This is a genomic window from Leptolyngbya sp. ST-U4, assembly GCF_039962215.1.
Taxonomy (GTDB): Bacteria; Cyanobacteriota; Cyanobacteriia; order Elainellales; family Elainellaceae; genus Leptolyngbya_A.
Genome location: NZ_JAMPKZ010000018.1, coordinates 22,348 through 39,350, shown reverse-complemented (window position 1 = coordinate 39,350; position 17,003 = coordinate 22,348). Strand labels below are relative to the sequence as shown.

Sequence of the window (17,003 nt, the reverse complement as noted above, 5' to 3'; positions counted from 1 at the left end):
CCCTGCCCTATTCAGAATCAGGTATCTGGATGAGCGGCAGTTGCAGTTGCTCCATGTCCAGCACTCCTGGATTAATCTCTGCCCATGCCCTTGCTTCTGCTATAAGAATTGGATCACCAGACGCAAGATATTGCTGCATCTGGTCAATCTGCTGCTTCTGTTGAGCTTCAGAGCGGATGTGCTGCAGCCGCAATTGAGCCGATCGCCTTGCCTGCTGATACGCTTCCTGCTGTGCCTTCACCTGAAACAGAGCTTGCTGAATATACTCCACCCCAGTTGAACCGGAAGGAGCAAGAGCATTACCATCAGCCGATCGCCCTTCAGAACTAAAACAATGGCTAGAAGCCTTGTCCTGTCTATTATCACCGCCACCGTTAGGAAATAAGCTTGGAGAACTGAGCCAGTTAGATGCTGCTTCAGTGCAATCTAACTGGCTGTTCTCACTGAAGCAAGGGGGGTGCGGGGGGTTTTCCACAGGTTGATGACCTGCTCCCTCTTCCTGAGCAGATCCCAGTCCAAAATAATTGGGATGCCACAGGTCACGGTGGCGATAGAGTGATCCACCTCCAATGCCATATTGGAGCAGTGCCTGAAAACGAGCTGTTGGTCGAACAGGTAAACTACCCTTTTCAAGCAAATCTGCAATTGCTTGCTTAATACGGTCCCTTGTCACTGCTGACTGTCGCTGGTTCCAAGAAGGCAACTGGTCAATTGCGGTCGCCAGTTCTGGGGCTTGAAGTTCTAGCTTAGATTTGGAAATTCGAGAACCAAAATGAAAGTAATGGCTGTTTTCAATACATCGTGCCCATTCCTCAGCGCGGTGTTCAATCTCATGCTGATGCTGGCACCAATCTGTGTACCCAGGTAGGGATCGTGCAGTTACTACAATGTTATCCACTAATGCCTGTCCTTCTAACGGCTGACCACCTACTAGAAGGTGATGAAAAATATAGGACCGCATGGTAATGCGTCCTAGAAGGCGATTTGTTTGCCCTACTCCAGTCCAACCTTGCTCAATCTCAGCGTTTAGATCATTGATAAACTTTTCCACTTTGCCAGAAATTCCGTATTGGCGTCGCCTTGCCTGCTTCAGCACTCGCTTGATTGTGCTGGTATCCAAAGTATTCCGCTCTTGAACAAACTGCCACTGTCGAACGAAAGTTTGTGTATTACCCCAAACAGGCTGCCACTCAGTATTTAAGAGATAGGAACCAGCCTGTAGAGGCAGACGGTGAGCATTAAAGAGGCTATAGGTTCCATCCGTTGTGAAAGGCCTGGGATTCGGAAAAAGTTCAAGCTGCCCAGGCTGAAGTTTGAATCCAGCATTTTCCAGAAGACAAGCCAGGACAATAGCGACCTGCCAGGAACTCTGAGATCGCTGAAATGGGAAATAAAGGTGAAGTCCCCCGCTATAGCTAGAGGTACAAGCAAGATAACCGACAAGTCCCAGTGGTTCCAAGGCAGCAACAATGCGAGAAATAGCAAAGGGATCTCGACTGGGGTGATAAAGACTGGTCACGTCAATATCAACCAGAGCATACCGAGTTTCCGCACCAAAGCGCACACCATACAAAGAAGATCCTTGTCGAATCAGGCGATCGCTTAAGGGATGTCGACTCTCCGTCTTCCACTGGGGCTTTACACCTGGATCTGAATGCTCTGCCCAGATGTAGTCAAAACGATGTGGGAAAAGCATAAGAAATGCATCGTCCCACTCCTGAACATATTGAAATTCACGAGCTGCACTGACCATGATGACTCTCTTGAGAGCCAGGGCAAGCAGCAAATGCCTCTATTGATTCTCCAGCCTATAGCCAACACAAAACTCAGACTGCCACACCAAAGAAAAATGTGGTAGCCTTAGCAAGAAGGTAAATCAAAAGAATCTGAAACGATGGCAGTCGTTCCAGACTCGAACTAGAGAACCGGGTGTAGAGAGGCTTTGCGAGAGGCTCCGCCCCGGTTTTTTAGGTTTTCCAAGACAAAGCGTACCACTGCACTATAAGGATCTCAAGAGGCGAAATCTCAGTGTACGCGGGAGTTACAGGCCAACAATACGCGGGAGTTACAGGTCTTTTTAGGCAAAACCATACGCCGGAGTTACAGGGTAAAACCATACGCCGGAGTTACAGAGTCCTTCCAAAACCATACGCCGGAGTTACAGGGTAAAACCATACGCCGGAGTTACAGGCTTAAAAATAAGACTTTAATAAACTCAGTGCTTTCATAAGCTGTTTTCTACGACTTATACGTCGGAGTTACAGGGTAAAACCATACGCTGGAATTACAGACTGATTAAATCGTAGTACGGCGGATTTACAGGCGAAACCATACGCCGGAGTTACAGGCCTTTTCAGGCGAAACCATACGCCGGAGTTACAGGTTACTCCTGCAAAATCATACGCCGGAGTTACAGAGTAATTCCAGATTTAGCGGATTTTGTTTTCCTTCAGGCAAGGAACGCTAGTTCTGGGATATTGACAGATGCTTAAAAAATATGCCTTGCTGGACTACTTCGCTGGTAAAATTGCCAAACAACCCCAGACCGATCAGCAGGAGCTTATGGTAGAGAAGCAGGAAAACGGATCGTTCGCTGTTGATGGGCAACTCTTGATGGTGCTGCCTCGCGCAGGGGCATCTCTTAGAAACCCCGATGTCCAGCTACCAATCCTACGAGCCGATGAGGATGGGTACTACCTGGAGATGCGGGTTGAATCAGATTCTAATGACCCTAGTGAAGTGATACTGACTCGACGGGTACAGTTAGAAAACCTATCAGTGGAGGAATGGGAAGAACTAAAGCAGCAGTATGCCGATCTCGATCTACAGTCCTGTAGTGATGAAGGGATCAGTAATGGATTGGAGAAGATCCAGGATCGCAGAATCCAACGGTTATTCATGGCGCTGCTGACTTTCCTCAATCCCAGACAGGTCGCAATCGTGCTTTACCTATATCGATTAGCAGCTCACCAAGGTAACGGACGACTGGTTACGTTTCGATCGAATGACCTGCTAGAGTGCCTTGGCTACAAGCGTACCAAAGACGGTGGGTTTGCTTCAAAGGTGCGATCGCAGCTCAACCGCGATCTCGTCGCTCTGCACCGCACAGAACTTGTACTTGCCCAATCCCTTCGGAAGGGTAATCAGGTTGGTGCAAAGGTCATGATCAAGAGCGTGTTGCGAATCAAAGATTATGAAATTGATAACGTTCCACGCGACTTTGACTTATTGAAGGCTGCTGACTATACCTATGAATTAGCAGATGCCTACACAGTTGCTCTAGAATTCTTCGAGGGTCCAGGACGCACTGGAGATTATGTATTGTTTGCTAGCGATATTGACCTAAAGCAGAAGCTAGGAAACAATGCGAAGAACGACTATAAGACAAAGCTGTTGATTTACCTAGCTAGCCGGTTGAAGTGGGACTCCCCGCAGGACGGACAGTACCTCACGATTTCTAAACAATATCTGTTCAAGAATCTTGACCTGTTCGGGAGCAATACTGCACGCAACAACCAAATCTTCTGGCGTACTGTAGAGGAGTTGCAGCAGGAAGGCTATATCTTAGGGGCACAGGAGCTTCCTGGCAAAAGAAAGGCTGCAACAATTCAGTTTCAAATTAATCCTGAGAAGTTGAAAGCAAATGCAATTTGAGCTTAAGCTCAGTTCGGCAGAGCTGCGACAACGGCTTCACCTCCTCCTGTTCGCTAATTCAACTAGGAACTGATTCCTACAGGACTTGTGTTATGACTATCTGCTTATTCTTAAATTTGTCCAGTTAAGTTAACAGTACCTAAGGAAGTTGCGATCTCCACTGGAGCAAGGTTGGATAAAGAGTCTGAAAGCGTATCCAAGCATTGTCTAACTTGGGAGAAAAGGTATCTGGAAGGGTTGGGGGAGCCGTAATCCTTAATTGAGGAATCATGTGTTTATCGCCATAGGCTCCGATTCCTAGACCTGCTAGAATCGCGGCTCCTCGGGCTGAGGCTGCTGATACCGCAATGCTATAGAGTGGCACTTGTAGCACTGTCGCGAGCAGTTGTCTCCAAGCAGGTTCAAGGGTACCACCACCCGCCAGGCGAACGTGCGGAATAGACATATCAGGAGTCGTGGTTTGCGGGTAGCGCAACTCAGAAGGAAGCGCTTCCATTCCCTGCTTGATCGCAAAAGCAACTCCTTCCAGAGCAGCCCACATCAGGTGCGATCGCGTATGGTGTAATCCCAATCCGACCCAGGTACCCCGTGCGTGAGGATCAAGATGAGGCGTACGCTCCCCAGTAAGATAGGGCAAAAACGTCAGTCCTTCGCACCCAGGAGGAATGGAATCAGCGGCTTCATAGACCTCTGTCCAGCTTAAGCCCAGAATTCCTCGTACCCATTCCAGAGCCAGCCCGGCATTTTGAATCGCTGCTAACCGATACCATTGTCCGGGCAAAGCTGTACGAAAGAGATGGGTACGAAGGGAATCATCGGCATGGGGCTGAGCGAGCGGCGTAATAATTTGAGCTCCTGAACCAATTGTGAGCTGCACTGCTCTGGGGTCGAGCAGGCCACTACCCAGCATCGCTGCTGCGGTATCAGCAGCCCCCGCAACCACAGGAATTCCTGTCTCTAAACCCAAATGATGAGCAGCTTGAGCCGTTAGATGCCCTGTAATACGGTTGGAGGGAAAGAGGTCTGGAAGCCAGTCGGTGCGAAGATGCAATGCTTCCATCACCTCAAAAGCCCACTGATCCGATCGCACATTAAACAGTAAGGTTCCAGAGGCATCTGAGGGTTCTGCCCCGACTTCCGCTGTCATTCGGAAACGTAGCCAGTCTTTTGGCTGCAAAACCCAACGAGCGGCAGCATAGATATTCGGTTCTTCTCGCTGCAACCACACGAGCGTTGGCCCAGCCATTCCCGCCGTAATCGGGTTGGCGAGTCGGTGCAGCAAGTCGGCAGGAAGCTGCTGATAGACTTCGAGCACATCGCTTGACCGCATATCTGCCCAAAGAATAGCAGGGCGCAAGGGTCGCCCCTCTTTATCGGCTAGCACAACCCCATGCATCTGGCCCGAAAGCCCGATCGCCTCAACAGGATACGAAGAATTCGCCATCGCCTGCCGCACTGCGATCGCTACAGCCTCCCACCATGCTTCCGGGTCTGTCTCTGCCCAACCTGGTTTTGGAGATTGCACCCCATAAGTCTGCGAAGATTCAGCCAATACAGTTCCAGCCTTATCCAATAACAAAGCTTTAACGGAACCTGTACCCAAATCAATTCCCAGCAGCATGGTAATTCTAAAGGTTTGTTGAAAGGGTTGAAGAACGGTTATGGGTTCGCTTCAGCAAGCGATCGCGATGCGGTTCGCAATCCTTGATCAATGAACTGACGCGCATGGCGAGCCAAATGCATCCCATCGCTCCAAAGATTGCGCCAGATCGCTAGCGTTGTGGAAAGATTGGGGGAAACTACTGCTGAGGAGAAGCTTTCAAAGGTAATGGTGCCCTGGTAATTGATCTCAGCTAGCGCATCAAACAGCGTCGGAAAGTCTATCGTGCCCGTGCCGAGGTAACCCCGGTGGCTTTCCCCGACATGCACGTAGCCTAGACGATCGCCAGCAGTTAATACCGGAGTGCGAAAACCCGACTCTTCAATGTTCATGTGATACGTGTCAAGGTGTACCACCACATTGTCCTCGCCGATCGCGTCAATCATTTCGATTGTTTGCTCGGCTGTATTGAGGAGGTTACTTTCATACCGATTGACGGTTTCTAAACCCAGCGTGATGCCATCTGCAGCAGCCTCCCTCGCTAAGCCACGCAACACATTAACGCAGTTTGCACGCCCTTCCCTTGTGGGCATTTGAGAATATTTGCCCAAAGCGCTATAGAGAATGCCCCCCAAATAGTTAGCACCAATGCCGCGAGCAACCTCCAAAGCTTGATGGAGAAGGCGATCGCCTGCCGCCACAATTGCTGGATCTACGCTTGAAATATCGGTATCAAAACTGAGACCTAGAGAGCAACCTGCCTGCAGCCCAACCGACTGGAGGACTTGCCGGGTCATGTCGATGTCGATCGTGGAAGGGTCGAGAACTGGGATTTCGATCAGATCAAACCCCGCAGCCTTGCTACTTTCGATCGCCCTTCGGCATTCCGCCTCGCTCCATCCTCCAACCCACACCAGCGCGTGGACACCAATTTGATTCATGATTGTTCCTCCTGTTGGGCTCCTGTAATCATCGCCACCAGCTCTTTGCCGCTAGTATTCTCAGTGCGTCGTCCCCCGACTAAATGACCACTGCGCATCACCCAAATCTGGTTTGAAAGGCGCATTACCTGATCGAAGTTATGGCTGATGAGCAACACTGCCAAACCATCATCTCGAAGCCGCAAAATCAATTCTTCAACGCGAGCGGTTTCGCGTACACCAAGGGCTGCGGTCGGTTCATCCATAATCACCAGGTGCGACCCCCAACTTGCAGCGCGGGAGATAGCAACTGCCTGTCGCTGGCCACCCGATAGACGCCGTACTCTGGCATTAATGCTGGGAATGTTAACCTCTAATCGACTGAGCATTTCAGCAGATCGACGCCGCATTGTCCGCTGGTCAAGAAATGCGAGCGGTCCAAACCGTTTAACCAACTCGCGGTTCAAAAACAGATTCTGCCAAATGCTTAGGTCATTGCAAAGCGCCAGGTTTTGATAAACCGTTTCAATCCCTGTCCGTCGAGCATCTTCTGGGGAGGCAAAATGAACGGGTTTGCCATCGATGAGAATTTGTCCTGCGGTCGGCGTATGCACTCCTGAAATGCATTTGATTAATGTAGATTTTCCTGCCCCGTTGTCACCAACGATCGCCGTAATCTCGCCTTTGTAAGCCCAAATCGTAATATCTGTGATGGCATGAACATTGCCAAACCATTTGCTAACCCGATCGACATGCAAGAGTACGTTTGAAGAATTGGGTATTGTTGCGCTTGAGCTATTTCTAGTAGACGGGGAAAGGCCCCCATTTCTAGAAGGGGATGAGATGGAATTGGAAGGGTTCGAACCATCTCCTGATGGATGAATCGGTTCATCTAAACTCATTGTTGATACCTCATAAGCAAGGCGGCAAGAACAACGACAATCCCGACCGCCAGTGGCTGATAAAACTGGGAAACCGACAGCAACGTCAAACCATTAACAAGCGCTGTGAGCAACAACGCACCGATGACTGGACCCGCAACCGTGCCTCGTCCACCAAACAAACTGACACCCCCCAGCACCACAGCCGCCACAGAGTTGAGCAGAAAACTGGTATTCGAGGCAGGCTCTGCTGCGCCTACACGAGCAGTTAGCATAATACTGGCGATTCCTGCTAAGCAGCCGGAGATCATATAAGCCATGATTTTCATGCGATCGGTGTTAATTCCCGTTGCCCGTGCTGCTTCTGTATCTCCCCCTGTTGCCAGCAGATGAGTACCAAATCGATTATGGAACAGCACAATATGCGCGATGATGGCGATTATCGCTGCCAAAATCACAAAATAGCTGATAAGACCCAGACCGCCCGTCGCGAACCTCAATAGAAAAGGACTGGCAATTTGGACGGGCTTCCCATCGGATAGCACTAAGGCTGCGCCTGCCGCTGCACTAAGGGAGCCAAGGGTTACAATAAAATCGGTAATTTTGCCTTTAGCGATGACGAGCCCATTAATTAGTCCTAGGAGAGCACCTGCCGCGATTGCCAACAAGCACGCCACTCCAATTCCCCAGCCGCGACTATAGGCTTGCCCAAGCACGACACTTCCTAGCGTCAAGATCGAAGCGACAGATAGATCGATTCCTCCAGTCAAAATGACGTAAGTTTGTCCAATCGTCAGCACGACGAGAATTGCTGCTGCGAGCAGAAGGGCTTGCACATTCCCCACCGTCAGGAATACGGGGGAAGCAATGCTAAAAACGATAATTAACAGAACTAGCGCGACGGCTGCTGTCCAATCTGCCCAGAAGCTAGGGTCTCGCAGTCGCCCCAAGGTTGGAGATGTATGAGCCTGTGTCATGGCATACCTTCTACGATGTAGGAAAATTGCATCAATGGGCAATCGCAGGGGCATTTGAAGAAACACCCCTACGGCAAGAAATGGCGATCGCTGCTTCAGGCTTTACTGCCCCAGCAGATCGGCAAAGGGGTTTTCATAGTCAGAGAAGGGTTTGGGGAAACTTTGCAGCGCTCGATCTGCATTGCTCCTGTTCACCACGGCAACGGGGGCAGTCACGTCCTGTGGCAGGGTTTCACCCGCAATTGCTGCCCGACATGCGTCCATGCCCATTGCTCCGATCGCATAAGGATACTGAGCAACCGTTGCTGACAACGTCCCCTGCTGCACTGCTTTAATGGCATCTTGGAGTCCGTCTACACTAATCACCTTCACTTGAGATTGTTGTCCCCCATCAGCGAGTGCTCGAACCACTCCTAATCCCATATCGTCATTCGCAGCAAAGAATCCTTTCAAATCGGGGCGTGCCCGCAGAATGTCTCCAGCGGCGGTCAATGCTTTCTGCCGCTCCCAATCTGCGGAAACGGTTTGCACAATCCGAATGTTATTGGGAATGCCTTGTTGAAAGCCTTCCAGCCTAGCCTGACTAGTTGCATCTCCAGAAACACCGCCTATCAAAGCGACATCTCCACCATCCGGCAGCAATCTAGCCATTTCCTCAGCAGCCAATCTACCCGCACTCACGTTATCGGTGCCAATGTAAGTCGAGAGCTTCAGATTAGCTGTCTGTGCAGCCTCCTTACTGATCGGGCTATCAATGTTAACGATATGCTTGCCTGCATTAGCAACCTGAACAAGGGGCTGCACTAAGTTTGTTTGTGTGATGGGATTGATGATAAAACAGCCATAATTTTGCCCCGCCAATGCCTGCACTTTATCAGCCTGTCCTGTCGTGTCGTTTAAACTATTGGCTGCCTGCACTGTGACAGTCGTACCTGCGGTTTTTGCCTGATCTTCAATGCCCTGCTGCATTGTTTGGAAGAAGGGATTATCTAATCCTTTAATCACTGCAGCAACAGGTTGTGTGTTCCCTCCATTTTGATTGCTACTCTCATTACTGCTGTTATTGCGTTGAGGTCCACTACAGCCCGCGAGTACCATCACCGCGACCAAAAGCACTGAAGCACTCCTCATGTCGCATCGTTTCTTGCCCACTTTCATGCCTCCTATCGTGAGACTATCCCTAGGGCAAACGCATCTTCATAAACAAAGACAAATTTTGAATTTTATTCAGAATCTTCTCTAGATGTAGTGTTTATTAGAGAATGATGTCTAGAGAATATTCATTTACAAAATTGTAGTGCGTTTATCCTGGAAAACTTTATTTTTCTATCTTCTACGGAGGCATAAAACTGTGCGTCCACCTAAAGACTGACCTCAATGATGATTCGATGGACACGAATGATAAACAAAAATAGCAAAGAAAGTAAAACGAGGATAGCAAAGAAAGTAAAACGAGGACGGGGAGATGGAGATATTGCGATCGTCACAGATGCATTCTCTGAGGTGGGTCGAGCCGAAGATAGCTTCGGCAGCCCATGACGCTAATGTTTCGTATCGTCGAATGCTCTTTTGCAGGATGTGCCACAGTTTCCGTCCGAAACAACACCCGCTCACCGCTCAGTGCTACCGTGAACAGATGCGCCAACGGATTCAGGATTGGCAAGAGATTGTTGGGTTGAAACCTGCCGCATAATCCTGTGATTCCAACTTGCCAGGGACTATCTGCTTATTCTTAAATTTGTCTAGTTGAGTTGACAGTACTGCTGCAACTACATTGCACCCTGATTAGGCGATGTGGCACAGCTTATGGTTTATTGCTTCTATAATATTGCAGCTGCCTTTGGTTCTTAATCATCTAGGAATTCGCGCTTCTTTGGCTTCTAAGTGTTTTGACAATTTTTGTAAGGTTAAAAATCTAATCTGACAAAATCAGAATGATTTTTCAAATTTGCAAGTGCGGATGTAAAGTCTTCCCCGATCAGTTATTTTTGTAAGATAGACAAGCAAACATTACGAAAATAATGATGTTCTCTTCTCACCTCGAAGCCGAGAAGCAATGCCTTTTAAATTGCATCGAAGCAATTCGCAAAAGTGGGTCTGTAGCTCCAGCACGTTATTTTCTCACAACAACAACGACGACTTCTAAGGCAGGCAAGACCTACTACTATGCTCGCCTAGTAAAGGAGGAAAGTGTGGGTAAGCAAACTGTTCGTTCTCTAGGGCGCATTGGCAGTGGCCAGCACCTTGCTTGGGAGCGATCAATCGTGCGACGGGATGCGATCGTTGAACTGGAGCAGCAGCTTAAGCTCTTGGATGAACTGATGCAAAGGCAGCAGGAGCGATCGCATCTAGTCGCGCGAGACTTTTCGGAGCCAAAGAAGGATTAATCTCAGTTTTACTTCCAGAATTTGCGCTGCGATTGTTGCCTAGCGTTTTCCTAAGAATTTTGTAAGGTTTAAGCAAAAACGTTACAAAACATTTATATAATGAGCTTAAGCACAATAGGAAAGCCTCAAGAGGTAAATCTTATACGAACGGCACTACGGTAATGTTGTACAGTGCTGACCCTTCAAGATTTGGTTGTGTCGTATAAATGACAAGGTGGGGAAGCTCAATTTTCTCTAGTCACACCCTAAATAGCCTCCCAATTCTTGTTGAAGTGGAAACACTTCCTGCCCGAAATCATTGTATTGAAGCAATGAGTCTAATTCGCAAAGGACAAGTCAAGGGAATCAGCAAAGGAGACAGTGTGTCTCAAGTAAAATTGATTGAAGCATTCTTCGGAATTAGCGCTTAACGGAACGCGAACGAGATACTGTGTTTGTCACTAAGTTTGTCACTAAAAAGTATTTGCGACACAACTGCTCTGACAGTTTCGTTTATCTGACTCATTCATTTATCTGGCTCATTCAAAGTAGCGACGGAAGTAGTTACGATAGAGCTTGCATCGGGGCAGCGCAGTATTCCCTACTAATTTAACCAGCCCCATACTGTCTAGTTTAAAGGCTTGTTCGGAGGGAAGCCGCACGGGGGTCTCGTGCAAAACAATGTCCCGAAATGCTTGCATTAAAAACGGATTGCGTTCGAGATTGCTGAGGTGGCGACGCAGATGATCTGCATAAATGCTGCCTGTTATGAAGGTCTCTTGCAGGAGTTGATCAAAGCTCAGAGTTTGGTGAGCGATCGCATACAGTGCCAATCGCACCAAAAACGGATGTCCTCCAATCAATTCCATTAAGGCTTGGATAGCTTCAGGAGAGAGTGCAAGACCATAACGCTGCACCAATTCCTCCACCTGAGGCACCGTGAATTCTGGTAACTCGATCGGTAGCCCGACGTTAAACGGAGATTTGTTGATATCAAGCGGAATATAAACCTCTGTGGAATGCACGACAATCAGACGAATATTCTTCCAAATCTCTCGCCGTTTTGCTTCTTCATGGAGGGCACGCAATAGCCCAAAAAAATCATCAGCAATTTCGAGGTTTGCAAAGACGCGATCGACTTCATCTAAGCCCAGGGCTAGGGGAGTGGAGAGAGACGGCAGCAAATACTGTTCAAAGTAGGCTTTGCAGCATTGGTTGCTGCCAATAACGGGAGCAAGTTGCCAGTGGCTTGCCAGTTGGTCAGGGTCAAGCAGTCCCAATTCTAAACTTACACTCGCACAGAACCACTGGAGAAACGTATCGGGGTTGGTCAGGCTGCGCTGATTAGCAAGCTGAAAGCTCAGGGGGATAGCCCGCGCTCCTTGCTGTTTTGCCTGATGAAGAATGCGAGCCATTAAGGAGGTTTTGCCCATTTGGCGGGGGGCTTTGATCCGAATGAGGGCCCCGGGTTGGGCGATCGCTTCGTAGCATAATGTCTCGATCGGAGGTCGCTGGATATAAAACTGCGATTCGAGATCGATTTGCCCACCGGGGATTTCAGGAGCTGCGCTGGGGAGAGGTGGAAGAGGTGATTGGTCAGTAGGCGTTGTTAGCTGTCTCCAAGATATGGCAAGCTCATGGTTAGCCGGAAGAGTCATCCGCCGCTGTTTCAAAACCTCCAACAGAGCTGATGATAATCGGGTAAATGATTCAGATAGCTGCCATTGCCACGGTTGGCTGTCCTGCAAATAGCTCAGTAAATCAAACGGTAATCGCTGCATCCAGGGTAAGTTGAGCAGTATCGGCAAAATTCCAGGCTGGCACCTTTTCGTCTGCAATTCCCTGGCAAGCTGAACGTTTGCTAGAGTTGCTTCACTAGCAATGGATTGTTCTGTTAACAGCAACAGCCAGTAATCCGAGAATTGCAGATTTTCGGCAGATAGCAAAGGCGTGGAGGGGGTCACCACTTGATGCCGAGTTTGGGCACACGACTGCTGAAGCTGCGTGATCAGTTCAGCACAGCTTGCATCACCGCTAATCAAAATGGTTACAGTACTGTCCTGCCCGTTCAACTTTGGCTGAGTTTGTTCCGCGGGTGGTTCTGCTTCTAGGTCGGCGAGATCGCGCCAATCCCGCCCCAACGCTTGACAAAGTTCTACAAAATTAACGAAATCTACGGGTTTGCCATTGAGAAAATGACTGACCGTTGATTGGGCAATCTCAAGCTGCTCAGCGAGGAGCCGCTGGCTGGGAAATCCGTTTCGCAATAGAGACAGCTTTATGTCAGAGATACAGGACTGACGGAGTTTGAGCGATCGCGGCATAGTCAGGGCAAAGGGGAGAACAAAACAGAATCTCAGCGTGTTGGCAATTTCAATTATGACGAATGGAACAAACCCCGGTAGTATAGCCGTCACTTACCCGTTTCGGACGAACATCTAGGACGGCACAATTCTCCTTCTTCAATGCTTTGACGATCGCTGTTTTGGTGCAGGATAGGAGTCAAGCTCAATAAAGTCGATGAAAACTTGATTGCAACATAAAGTTTTCCTGCCTGAACTCACTAACCTCTCAACTTTCATAGGAGATAACCACAGATTCCCAGAATCTATTTCCCTCATTTCTTGTCTAACTAACTATGACAGCACATCCCAATCGAACGGTCGCTCACTATCCCTATTACCAGGCAGGCGGCACTTTACCCGAACAGGCTCCTACCTACGTCAGGCGGCAGGCTGACCTCGATTTGTATGAGGGGCTGAAGGCAGGTGAGTTTTGCTATGTGTTGAACTCGCGTCAGATGGGGAAATCCAGCCTTCAGGTACAGGTGATGAATCGTTTGCAGGCGGAGGGAATTGCCTGTGTCGCGATCGATATTTCTGACATTGGCAATCAGGTGTCTCTGGAGCAGTGGTACGGCGGCGTTGCCTACAAGCTGGTGAGCCAACTAGGCCTGTTTAATGCTGCGGAGTTTATGACCTGGTGGCGCGATCGCAGTTCCCTCTCTCCGGTGCAGCGGCTAAGCCAACTCATTGAAGAGATTTTATTAAAACAGTCTCAGTCGATTGTGGTTTTCATTGATGAAATCGACAGCGTTCTCAGTTTTCGAGACTCACTCGATGATTTTTTTGTTCTGATTCGCGCCTGCTATAACAAGCGAGCACACCATGCTGCCTATCGTCGGCTCACCTTTGCGCTGCTAGGTGTTGCAACTCCTGGCGATCTGATTAGTGATATCAATCGCACCCCTTTTAACATTGGTAGAGCGATCGATTTGTATGGCTTTGTTGAACACGAAGCCCAAGTTTTAGCGGAAGGATTCAAAGGTGTTGTGCCCGATCCTGAGATAACGTTACGCGAAGTTTTACGATGGACGGATGGACAACCGTTTTTAACGCAAAGAGTCTGTCAATTAATTGTTCAGGAATGGAGTTGTGAACAGGCTGGACAGAATTGTATGACTCATTCTGTTGATGCTCTTATCAGGACGCGGATTATCGATCGTTGGGAAGCACAAGACTATCCCGAACACTTGAAAACAATTCGCGATCGCCTGCTTCGGAATGAGCAGTGGGCAGGACGATTATTAGGGCTTTATCAGCAGATTTTGCTGTCTCCCAGTCAATCCATTCCTGCTGATGATTCGCGGGAGCAGATGGAGTTGAAGCTGTCGGGTCTGGTGGTGCAGCGTCAGGGCAGGCTATGGGTTGCAAACCGGATTTACGCAACTGTGTTTGATCCAATCTGGGTCGGTGAGCAGCTTGACAAGCTGCGGATTTACAACGAGGCGATCGCTGCCTGGCTAAACTCCGATCGCCAGGATGATTCCCGCCTGCTGAGAGGACAAGCCTTGCGCGAGGCGCTAGATTGGTCAGCAGGTAAGAGTTTGAGCGATGAGGACTACCAGTTTTTAGCGGCGAGCCAGGCCGTTGAGAATCGCACGATTCAACTAGAGAAACTGGAAGCTCAGATTGGCTGGGATATCGAGAAACAGGAGAAAGAGAGCATTGCCAGAGCCAATCAAATCCTGACCCAAGCCAATCAAACGGCTAAACGGCGAATTCGCATCGGATTAGTCGTGCTAGTGGCTTCAATTGTGGGAGCGGCGATCGCGGCTCTGTTTGCCCAGAATGCCCTGGAAAAACAGCAAACTGCCCTAGCAGGCACACGCCTGGAACGACAGGGAATGACCGTTTTACGACAGTTTGAAACCTCTGAACTGGATGCTCTAGTTTCTGCGATGAAGGCTGGGCAGGCGCTAAACCAGTTGGTGAGGGGCAATCGTCCCTGGGCTGAGTATCCAGCGATCAGCCCCGTTCGAGCACTGCATCAGGTCTTGAGCCAGATTCGCGAACAGAATCGGGTAACAGGTTTTCCGGCTAACCTGGGGGCGGTGGAATTTAGCCCTGATGGAGAACTCGTCGCAGTAGCTTCTGCATCTCCCTCCGCAGGAGTTCATGCCGCCGCTCAACTCTGGACAACTCAGGGAAAGCAAATTGCAACGTTGGGTGATCATGGTGGCACAGAACTGGAGATGGCGTTTAGCCCAGATGGTCAATTGCTCGCAACCTCCGGCTTTGACGGTAAAATTCGCTTGTGGGATCGACAGGGTGATTACCCCGAAGGGGGAACTGCTTTGCATCGTCTGCGAGAGTTGCAACAACCTCAAAATCGTCCGGTGTTCGGTCTGGCATTTAGTCCTGATAATGAGCGGCTGGCGGCGGCTAGTGTTGAGGCAGTCGATGTCTGGTCATCTCAGGGACGCTACCAGTTTAAGCTGGAGGGGTTTGAGGGCAATATTCATGCGGTGCAGTTCAGTCCAAATGGGCAATATTTAGCGGCGATCGATGAGCGGGGTAATGTAAAAATTGCGTCCCGCAGCGGTCAAACGTTAGCTAGCTTCAAAGCCTCTCCTCACTTGAAGATGCAGTGGAGTCCCAATAATCAGCATCTACTAACGGTTGGGATGGACGGTATTGGTCAAGTGTGGACGTTGAGCGGCGATCGGTTTGGTGAAATCAAAATTCCGGGCAATGGCAATGTCGCACATTCACAGATCGCGGATGCTGAATTCCTCTCGAGCAACGAAATTGTAGCGATCACAATTAATGGAGACGTAACCTACTGGACACCTGAGGGAAAACAACAAACTCCCAGGGTTCCTGGTAACCGTTCCAAATCCCAAACCATTACGCCAGTGGAAGCGAATTTACATCTCAGTCCTCAGGGTAATCACCTTATCTTTAGCGATTTCTCTGGCAAGATTTACCTGGGTCAACAGCTTAAAGCGGTTAAGCCAATCGTCTCAATGATGCAAGGGCAGGGCAGAATTCTCAACGCCTGGTTTTCTCCAGAGGGTAATCGTCTGCTCACGTTTTCAAGCGCTGGAACGATTCAGGAATGGAACCTGCAATCGTTCAATTACTACCCACTACAGGGAACTTCGTCTGACTTTATGCCATCCACCGATGTCAACGGAGCAGCCGATCGCGTGATTGGTATCAGTGCCGAGGGCAAAGCCCAACTCTGGGATACCGCAGGACGGAGACTAACAACACTAGATACCTCCGGACAATCCTACCTGCAAACACAGTTCAGCCAGGATGGGCAGGTGATTGCGATCGCCGGACAGGAAGGGCTAATTCGCCTGTGGAATCCGCAGGGACAACTGCTGCAAGAACTGAAGGGTCGCCTTCCTTACGTCAGTTCCCTTGCCCTCAGCCGAGATGGAAGCCATATCGCCGCTGCGACCACCGACAATCAGATTCATCTCTGGAATCGTGAGGGAAAGGTGCTGCTACAAACTCGGCTCTCTTCTACGTCATCGATTAACGCACTGCGGATTAGCCCCAATGCAGAATGGATTGCAGCAGGACAAGCCGATGGCACTGGCACCCTAACAATCTGGTCTTCTAATGGGCAAAGACAAGCAAGCTTCAAAGCTCACGATCAAGCTCTGATCGCTCTGCAATTCAGCCCAGATAATCAACACCTAGTCACAACTGGCTTAGAAGGAACAATCAAAATCTGGACAGCTCAGGGACAGCTTGTTAAAACGCTAGAGCAAACCCAACCAGATGCCTACTCGATCGAATTCAGCCCCGATGGACAATACTTTGTGACCACAGGGATGAACGGCAATATCAAAGTCTGGAGCCGCCAGGGACAGCTCCTCAGCGATTTTACAGGACACACCGATTCTATCTTCAGAATTGCATTTAGCCCCGATCGCCGCAGCTTTGCCACCCTGGCCAGCACTGAGCTGCGATTGTGGACACTAGATGGACAGTTGCTGAGCGATATGAGTGTTTCTGAGGGCACACACAACATCAGCTTCAGCAAAGATGGTCAAACAATCTTCACCGTTGGAAATAACAATACGATCCATCACTGGCAAGTGCCTGAATTGCCAGGCCTATTAAAGCAGGGCTGCAATTGGTTATCTCCCTATTTCACCCATCATCCAGACTTGCGCGATACACTTCAATGTCCTTCCTAAATCTAAAAGCCATTCTGGAATTAATCTTACTGCTGATGAAGCCTAACTACTCAGTATGAGTTCCTAGAAAAATCGCAAAGCATTTCAAAAAGCCTCTCAAATGATG

General features: G+C 49.3%; 11 protein-coding genes. 3 read left to right on the top strand and 8 right to left on the bottom strand.

The annotated features are described in order from the left end of the window. Positions 1-7: 7 nt before the first annotated feature. Positions 8-1,753, bottom strand: a complete 1,746-nt coding sequence (locus NDA02_RS20515; RefSeq protein ID WP_190793959.1) for a hypothetical protein — start codon at positions 1,751-1,753, stop codon at positions 8-10. Positions 1,754-2,562: 809 nt separating this feature from the next. On the opposite strand from NDA02_RS20515, the gene NDA02_RS20510 reads away from it, so the two are divergent. After that, positions 2,563-3,654 (top strand): hypothetical protein, encoded by a 1,092-nt coding sequence (locus NDA02_RS20510; protein WP_348249141.1) that lies wholly within the window; start codon positions 2,563-2,565, stop codon positions 3,652-3,654. Positions 3,655-3,793: 139 nt separating this feature from the next. On the opposite strand, the gene xylB is transcribed toward NDA02_RS20510, so the two are convergent. The 6 genes from xylB to NDA02_RS20480 form a co-directional block, all read right to left on the bottom strand. Beyond that, positions 3,794-5,275 (bottom strand): xylulokinase, encoded by a 1,482-nt coding sequence (gene xylB, locus NDA02_RS20505; protein WP_190790926.1) that lies wholly within the window; start codon positions 5,273-5,275, stop codon positions 3,794-3,796. Positions 5,276-5,313: 38 nt separating this feature from the next. Beyond that, positions 5,314-6,195: a sugar phosphate isomerase/epimerase family protein gene (locus tag NDA02_RS20500; protein ID WP_190790927.1), complete on the bottom strand. Its 882-nt coding sequence runs from the start codon at positions 6,193-6,195 to the stop codon at positions 5,314-5,316. Continuing rightward, positions 6,192-6,932 carry an ATP-binding cassette domain-containing protein gene (locus NDA02_RS20495; protein WP_199296426.1) on the bottom strand — a complete coding sequence of 247 codons (741 nt, stop codon included), beginning with the start codon at positions 6,930-6,932 and terminating at the stop codon, positions 6,192-6,194. Before NDA02_RS20495 ends, NDA02_RS20500 begins: the two co-directional genes overlap by 4 nt. Positions 6,933-7,072: 140 nt before the next feature. Next, on the bottom strand, positions 7,073-8,032 hold the full coding sequence (locus NDA02_RS20490) for an ABC transporter permease (RefSeq protein WP_190790929.1): 960 nt from the start codon (positions 8,030-8,032) through the stop codon (positions 7,073-7,075). 102 nt (positions 8,033-8,134) lie between these two features. Further along, positions 8,135-9,163, bottom strand: a complete 1,029-nt coding sequence (locus NDA02_RS20485; RefSeq protein ID WP_190790932.1) for a substrate-binding domain-containing protein — start codon at positions 9,161-9,163, stop codon at positions 8,135-8,137. A 352-nt stretch (positions 9,164-9,515) separates the two neighbouring features. Continuing rightward, positions 9,516-9,695 (bottom strand): hypothetical protein, encoded by a 180-nt coding sequence (locus NDA02_RS20480; RefSeq protein WP_190790930.1) that lies wholly within the window; start codon positions 9,693-9,695, stop codon positions 9,516-9,518. Between the two features lie 358 nt (positions 9,696-10,053). Here NDA02_RS20480 and NDA02_RS20475 point away from each other — a divergent pair, with 358 nt between their 5' ends. Continuing rightward, entirely contained in the window at positions 10,054-10,419 is a 366-nt protein-coding gene (locus NDA02_RS20475) for a hypothetical protein (RefSeq protein WP_190790931.1), read from the top strand. A 518-nt stretch (positions 10,420-10,937) separates the two neighbouring features. On the opposite strand, the gene NDA02_RS20470 is transcribed toward NDA02_RS20475, so the two are convergent. Beyond that, the gene (locus NDA02_RS20470) at positions 10,938-12,722 is read right to left on the bottom strand and encodes an AAA-like domain-containing protein (RefSeq protein ID WP_348255727.1); all 1,785 of its coding nucleotides are present in this window, start codon (positions 12,720-12,722) and stop codon (positions 10,938-10,940) included. A 314-nt stretch (positions 12,723-13,036) separates the two neighbouring features. Between NDA02_RS20470 and NDA02_RS20465 the strand changes: the two genes are divergently transcribed. Further along, positions 13,037-16,897 carry an AAA-like domain-containing protein gene (locus NDA02_RS20465; protein WP_190792002.1) on the top strand — a complete coding sequence of 1,287 codons (3,861 nt, stop codon included), beginning with the start codon at positions 13,037-13,039 and terminating at the stop codon, positions 16,895-16,897. Positions 16,898-17,003 lie beyond the last annotated feature (106 nt).

Coding starts and splice junctions, on each gene's coding strand:
- NDA02_RS20515 (WP_190793959.1), bottom strand. CDS start 1,753: ATGGTCAGTGCAGCTCGTGAATTTCAATATGTTCAGGAGTGGGACGAT.
- NDA02_RS20510 (WP_348249141.1), top strand. CDS start 2,563: ATGGTAGAGAAGCAGGAAAACGGATCGTTCGCTGTTGATGGGCAACTC.
- xylB (WP_190790926.1), bottom strand. CDS start 5,275: ATGCTGCTGGGAATTGATTTGGGTACAGGTTCCGTTAAAGCTTTGTTA.
- NDA02_RS20500 (WP_190790927.1), bottom strand. CDS start 6,195: ATGAATCAAATTGGTGTCCACGCGCTGGTGTGGGTTGGAGGATGGAGC.
- NDA02_RS20490 (WP_190790929.1), bottom strand. CDS start 8,032: ATGACACAGGCTCATACATCTCCAACCTTGGGGCGACTGCGAGACCCT.
- NDA02_RS20485 (WP_190790932.1), bottom strand. CDS start 9,163: ATGAGGAGTGCTTCAGTGCTTTTGGTCGCGGTGATGGTACTCGCGGGC.
- NDA02_RS20475 (WP_190790931.1), top strand. CDS start 10,054: ATGATGTTCTCTTCTCACCTCGAAGCCGAGAAGCAATGCCTTTTAAAT.
- NDA02_RS20470 (WP_348255727.1), bottom strand. CDS start 12,722: ATGCCGCGATCGCTCAAACTCCGTCAGTCCTGTATCTCTGACATAAAG.
- NDA02_RS20465 (WP_190792002.1), top strand. CDS start 13,037: ATGACAGCACATCCCAATCGAACGGTCGCTCACTATCCCTATTACCAG.